Here is a 3,894-nt window from a genome sequence, read left to right on the forward strand (position 1 = left end):
TGTTAAATCAATGTGATTAAAAGGTTCGTTGCACGACAAACGTTGCCAGTGCCCGCAGTGCTAAACATTGATTTTCTAGATTATCGAGTGCTGCCAATGCATCTGTTACCAGCGTCTGTGCCTTGTTACGGGCGGCTTCCAGTCCCATCAATGACGGATACGTTGGTTTATTACGAGCAATATCTGCACCCTGCTGTTTACCCAATGTAGCAGTATCAGCAATCACATCCAACACATCATCCTGTACCTGAAATGCCAGACCGATAGCCTCAGCATAATTGTTCAGCTGTTTTAAATCCGCTGTGCTGTGATTTGCGCTGCAATAGGCGCCTAACATGACACTGGCTTTGATTAATGCCCCGGTTTTTAATAAATGCATGGCCTCAAGGTCGGATTGGCTGAGTTGTTTGCCCACTGAAGCTAAATCAATAGCTTGTCCTCCGGCCATGCCCAGAACACCAGAGGCGTTTGCCAGACATTTCACCATGGCAATTTGCTGGGCAGGTGGCAAATTGTTATCAGTTAAACATTCAAATGACAGGCTCTGCAGTGCATCACCGACTAATAAAGCTGTCGCTTCATCATAGGCTTTGTGACAAGTCGGCTGACCACGCCGTAAATCATCATCATCCATCATAGGCATATCATCATGCACCAGTGAATAGGCATGTATCATCTCGACTGCGCAGGCAGCTGAATCCAATGCCTCAGGATCTGCATTGAAGGCTTCTCCAGTTGCGTAGACCAGCATTGCACGCAAACGTTTACCACCATTCAATGTCGCGTAGTGCATAGCTTCAGCCAAGGTCGCAGCTGCAACAGTATTTTGATCGGGTAATCGTTGTTGTAAAGCCAGACTAATACGTTGCTGGTGCGCGGGCATCCAGTCAGAAAGCGAAAATTCTTGTGTCACGAGGCCTCGGAATCAGGATCAAAATCTACTAAATCAGACTGACCGGATTGCTGCAATAACATTTGTACTTTCTGTTCTGCAGCCTGCAAAGCCTCCTGGCAATCACGGGTAAGCAATACACCGCGTTCATAGAGTTTTAACGATTCTTCCAGGCTGATATCACCTTGTTCCAAACGCTCTACCAGTGATTCCAGTTCACTGACTGCCGCTTCATAATCCAGTTTTTTGCGTTTTGCCACCATATTGGCCTCTGTACAAATTTCGCGTTAACGTCACATTATAAGTCAATCGAAGCTGACATGCCTGCTGGAATGTTTGTTAATTTCCCGTTAGTCTGTAGCGTTTTCCTCTTACACTGAACTGTTCATGCCGAAAATCTTTCGCGGCTTATACAATTTACCCGACCCCGCACAAGGGNNCCGTTAGTCTGTTGTGTTTTCCTTTTACACTGAACTATTCATGCCAAAAATCATCCGCGGCTTACACAATTTGCCCGATCCTGCACAAGGATGCGTGGCGACGATTGGTAACTTTGATGGCGTCCATCTGGGGCATCAGGCTGTACTGACTCAATTGGCGATGAAAGCAGACATGCTTAATTTGCCTGCTGTGGTGATCACTTTTGAACCCCAGCCTTTTGAATATTTTGTACCGGGAAAAGCTCCCGCCAGATTATCGCGTTTCCGTGAAAAAGTAGAAGCATTACGCGCCTATTCGATTCAAAAACTCTGCGTATTGCGTTTTAATCGCCAGCTTGCCGAAATGCAGGCCGAAACCTTTATTCAAAAACTATTGGTAGAAGGGTTGAATGTTCGCTATCTGGTGGTGGGTGATGATTTTCGCTTTGGCAAAGATCGACAAGGTGACTTTAACCTGTTACAACAAGTCGGCAAAAATCAAGGTTTTCAAGTCGTCAATATGCATACCTTTGCCATTGATGCGATGCGGGTCAGCAGTACCCGTATTCGAGACGCTTTGCGTGAGGGGGATTTGAGCGTGGCAGAAAAATTACTAGGCCGACCTTACAGGATGAGTGGCCGCGTCGCACATGGCGATAAACGTGGTCGCAAAATGGGGTATCCGACGGCAAATATTCATCTGCATCGGGCAAAAGTACCGTTAAATGGTGTTTATGCTGTGCAGTTGTACGGCATTGATGAAGAGCCGGTAAATGGGGTTGCCAATATCGGTGTCAGACCTACAATTTCAGGCAGCGATAAAGCTTTGCTCGAAGTGCATCTGTTTGATTTTCAGCGTGATATTTATGGTGAGCACGTACAGGTCTATTTTCTAAAAAAACTGCGTGATGAACAGAAATTTGCCAGTCTGGAAAAATTGATTGAACAGATTCATTTCGACTCCGCGCAGGCGAAAGATTATTTTGAGAGTCACATCGAGTTATAGTCGCCCTGGTCGCTGGCAAATTTACCCGCTTCATAATCTGATATTAGCTGTTCTGCAGCGTGGAGATCTTCATCGTTGACAAAGATATGGGCAAAATCACTGGCAGGTAAATCTCCTACAGCGCCTTGTAAATAATGCCCGCCAACATGAGTTTCTATGCCATGTGAATCCAGTAGGCCCGCCACAATGTGTGCTTCAAGAATATTGGAACCGCGAAATATCAGCTTCATGATTATTGCAGATGTACTGCTTCAAATCGGGCCATTACATTACCTTCCACATCAGCCAGCTCAAGATGTTGACCTTCAATTTGCCAGTAACGTACTTTTTCCAGCATAAAATGGACTGCCTGAGCCGTTTCCATGCCTTCAGAGCAAGCCATCATGGTGCTGGCGATACGATTAAATTTCAGCTTGTCTTCCCTAAGTTGAAAACTGCCCATGATCCGGTTGCAACCATCCGATCCGGAGAGACGGTTTTCTTCACTGGCTAAAATAATTGAAGGTTCACGTTGCTGTTCATATACTTCTACCGGCTCATCATTCAAACGAGTCAGTTTCCAATAGGTGTTGAGCAGGTTTTCGTTATAGCCCAGCTCGCCACAGGTTTCACCAGGCCAGATATCGTCGGCACTCGTGACGATGAGATTTGGCTGAATTTCGCCAGTATCACTATTAGCACGAGGCTCCAGGTAACCCGTCACCTCAACTAATAAAGGTTGATTAACCTCTTCCGCATACTCCAGATAAAGCGATTCAAGTGTTGCATTATCTGCTTCCTGAGCAACAAACCAGCGCTGACCCGTCAGACATTCTGTAAAGATGCCGCTATCAGCCATGTAACTATACATCCCGTGAAACTGCATAGCAGGGTAGACAGCCCGGAATTGTGTTTCCCGTTGTAATCGATAATTCAGCGAACTATTAATCAACGTATATTCCTGATCCAGCAAACGGATACTGCCATCTTTTTCGATTTGGAATGCCGTTTGCTGAGGATCGTCAGATAGTAGCCGGAGCTGACCCGTTTGTTGCTGCCATTGTCCAAGTTGATAAAACGTCGCATTATCGCCTGAGTCCTGATAATGCAATTGAAGATAATAGCTTTGGTCGGCAAATAAATTGAGATGATAATCAATGCCGGGGCAGTCAGCACAGGGCAAAGTGCCGCTGTAGCTGACTGGTAAATCGTCGGTAATCAAATGACGCTCATCAGCTTGTTCAGTGCTGCAAGCACTGATAAACAGGAATGACATCAAGATCAACCCATACTTCAACATATTGAACTCCGGTTAAAGTTGCCCGGAGCTATCGATGAAATTCACCTGCACGCTCCGGCTGATATTCAATGGCTTCTATTCTGACCTGTAACATCCCACCATTACCATCTGGCCAATTGATTTCGTCGCCTTCTTTTAAGCCCAGCATGGCACTGCCTACTGGTGCTAAAATGGAAATCCGGTCACCAGAATCATCCATATCCTTTGGATAGCATTTCTGGGACGGGCACTTGCTCAAGAATTGTCTTCGTCAGCTCTAGCTTCAAATTGCTGGCGTAATTTTTGACCATTGATGGAA

General features: G+C 45.8%; 6 protein-coding genes. 1 reads left to right on the forward strand and 5 read right to left on the reverse strand.

Features of this window, described 5'->3' with window-relative positions; all coding sequences use genetic code 11:
- Positions 1-16 precede the first annotated feature (16 nt).
- Entirely contained in the window at positions 17-883 is an 867-nt protein-coding gene (gene ispA, locus B3O33_RS03665; RefSeq protein WP_292361822.1) for a (2E,6E)-farnesyl diphosphate synthase, read from the reverse strand.
- Between the two features lie 26 nt (positions 884-909).
- Positions 910-1,155, reverse strand: a complete 246-nt coding sequence (locus B3O33_RS03670; RefSeq protein WP_292361551.1) for an exodeoxyribonuclease VII small subunit — start codon at positions 1,153-1,155, stop codon at positions 910-912.
- A 217-nt stretch (positions 1,156-1,372) separates the two neighbouring features.
- Between B3O33_RS03670 and ribF the strand changes: the two genes are divergently transcribed.
- On the forward strand, positions 1,373-2,317 hold the full coding sequence (gene ribF, locus B3O33_RS03675; protein ID WP_292362961.1) for a bifunctional riboflavin kinase/FAD synthetase: 945 nt from the start codon (positions 1,373-1,375) through the stop codon (positions 2,315-2,317).
- Here ribF and B3O33_RS03680 read toward each other — a convergent pair.
- The 3 genes from B3O33_RS03680 to B3O33_RS03690 are packed head-to-tail and all read right to left on the reverse strand — an operon-like array spanning position 2,302 to position 3,834.
- Complete coding sequence (locus tag B3O33_RS03680) at positions 2,302-2,547, reverse strand: DUF2007 domain-containing protein (protein ID WP_292361553.1); 246 nt, start codon at positions 2,545-2,547, stop codon at positions 2,302-2,304. The genes ribF and B3O33_RS03680 overlap by 16 nt on opposite strands.
- A 2-nt stretch (positions 2,548-2,549) precedes the next feature.
- A complete protein-coding gene (locus B3O33_RS03685) occupies positions 2,550-3,596 on the reverse strand; it encodes an META domain-containing protein (protein WP_292361554.1) in 1,047 nt (348 codons plus the stop codon).
- Between the two features lie 28 nt (positions 3,597-3,624).
- Positions 3,625-3,834: a GreA/GreB family elongation factor gene (locus B3O33_RS03690; protein ID WP_349676291.1), complete on the reverse strand. Its 210-nt coding sequence runs from the start codon at positions 3,832-3,834 to the stop codon at positions 3,625-3,627.
- Between the last annotated feature and the right edge of the window lie 60 nt (positions 3,835-3,894).

The organism is Methylophaga sp. UBA1464 (genome assembly GCF_002325665.1).
Classification (GTDB): Bacteria; Pseudomonadota; Gammaproteobacteria; order Nitrosococcales; family Methylophagaceae; genus Methylophaga.